This window comes from Synergistaceae bacterium, assembly GCA_012728235.1.
Classification (GTDB): Bacteria; Synergistota; Synergistia; order Synergistales; family Synergistaceae; genus JAAYFL01.
The window spans coordinates 1-1,578 of record JAAYFL010000153.1 but is presented as its reverse complement, the minus strand read 5'-3'; the positions used below and the strand labels follow the sequence as shown (position 1 = coordinate 1,578).

Sequence of the window (1,578 nt, the reverse complement as noted above, 5' to 3'; positions counted from 1 at the left end):
GAGAAATACCCCCTCCGAAGAGGGGATTGCTGTTATGCCTCGAAAATCTCTCCGTCATTCCAAGCTTCATCTTCCATGAGCTCGATGTCTTTTATGGCGTCTTGCTTTTCAGTGATGTAACTCAAATCGCCATACCTAAATCCTGTAGCCTCTGATGCTCTGATAAAATCTAATGCTTCTTGTCTTGTCATTTCGTATCTCCTTTTCTCTTTATACCTAATATTACACCCTATAGTAGAACCTGTCAAGCACTTTCTACCATCTTTTTACAAAACTTTTCCGTTGAGTAATCTGTTTGTTGTGTCTCGCCATTATTTACTCCTTCTGTCATTGTAGCAGATTCTTCACTATCTGCAAGTGCATGGACAGCCAGCCAATAACGATATCTTTGCTCTTCGGTCATGTTCAATCCTTTTATATCCCTAGGATATTCTTCGTCTTCACAAAATCAATACGCCCATTCTTCAACCTATGCTTTGTCTGTTTTATCTCGATAGGGTGACAGCGCTCCAGAATTCTAGAAAAGATACGCTTGTTGGATATATCCTCTGGATTCTTTATATCTTCCAATGATAGGTTCGTAGTGATAATCATTGGCAGTTTAGCGGTGTATCTTGTATCAATAACACCATAGATAATCTCTTGCATGTAATCCGTTCTCCGCTCCGTTCCCATATCGTCAATGAGCAATAAGTCGTATGAGTTGAAAGAGGTATAAAACTCTGTCTTGTCGAAGTCAGCAAAGGATTTACTTGCTAGGTCTGGAAAAGAAGTACCCTTGCACTTATAACCTTGGTCAAGAAGGGCATTGAGAATGCAGTTGGCAAAGAATGTCTTTCCACCATCCACCAATCCATAGAACAACAACCCCCTTCCATCTTCCAAGAAGGTCTCAAAATGTTCTGTGTACTTCTTGCAAGCGTTGGTTATTACAGGGAGAGAATTGTCGTCTTTGTCGAATGTGTTTTCAAGAAGTGAAACATCGTTGTAGCAATTCGCCTTGTTCAGCTCTATACGCTCCACAAGCCTTTTCTTCCTGTCCGCTTCCTCCTGGTTGCATACCTCCTCCGCTTGACAATCGCACATACAACCAAATATCTTCTCTGTTCCTAGAAAGATTTTCTTGAGCTGCTTTGGTGTGTGGCATTTCCCACAATACAAAATACCATCCTTGATATAATCGCCTTCTTCCCTTGTAGCCTGTAGACCATTCAAAACATCTGTTAATGCACTATTCATTATTACCCCTTAATTTAGATTCTATAACTTCCCTTATTATTATCTTTTTCCCTTCATTCCTTTTTAAGAAATAGAATATTCCATCATGCCTATATAATATAGAAGCTATTTCCCACTCATATCCATCATATTGAATCATAATAGCTCCTGTTGTATTTCTCCAGTAAACAATGATTCTGGTGTAAATAAATCAGCTTGCATAGCGTGTTGTTGATAACGTTCTTCTTGATCTTCCCAATAATCTTTGTCAATCTCACAACCTTCAAATGAGAATCCCATATCATGGCAAGCAATACGGATTGAACCACTGCCAACATGGGAATCGAAAATCTTATCATT

At 39.2% G+C, this 1,578-nt stretch carries 5 protein-coding genes; all 5 read right to left on the bottom strand.

Annotated features, from left to right (window positions below; all coding sequences use genetic code 11):
* Positions 1-32: 32 nt before the first annotated feature.
* Positions 33-191, bottom strand: a complete 159-nt coding sequence (locus tag GXZ13_07805) for a hypothetical protein (GenBank protein NLX75707.1) — start codon at positions 189-191, stop codon at positions 33-35.
* Positions 192-244: 53 nt separating this feature from the next.
* Positions 245-403, bottom strand: a complete 159-nt coding sequence (locus GXZ13_07800) for a hypothetical protein (protein NLX75706.1) — start codon at positions 401-403, stop codon at positions 245-247.
* Between the two features lie 11 nt (positions 404-414).
* A complete protein-coding gene (locus GXZ13_07795; protein ID NLX75705.1) occupies positions 415-1,239 on the bottom strand; it encodes an ATP-binding protein in 825 nt (274 codons plus the stop codon).
* Positions 1,232-1,378 carry a hypothetical protein gene (locus GXZ13_07790; GenBank protein NLX75704.1) on the bottom strand — a complete coding sequence of 49 codons (147 nt, stop codon included), beginning with the start codon at positions 1,376-1,378 and terminating at the stop codon, positions 1,232-1,234. The genes GXZ13_07795 and GXZ13_07790 overlap by 8 nt, the downstream gene beginning before the upstream one ends.
* Positions 1,375-1,578, bottom strand: a 204-nt coding sequence (locus tag GXZ13_07785) for a site-specific DNA-methyltransferase (protein ID NLX75703.1), incomplete at its 5' end; no start/stop codon positions are given. The genes GXZ13_07785 and GXZ13_07790, both read right to left, overlap by 4 nt.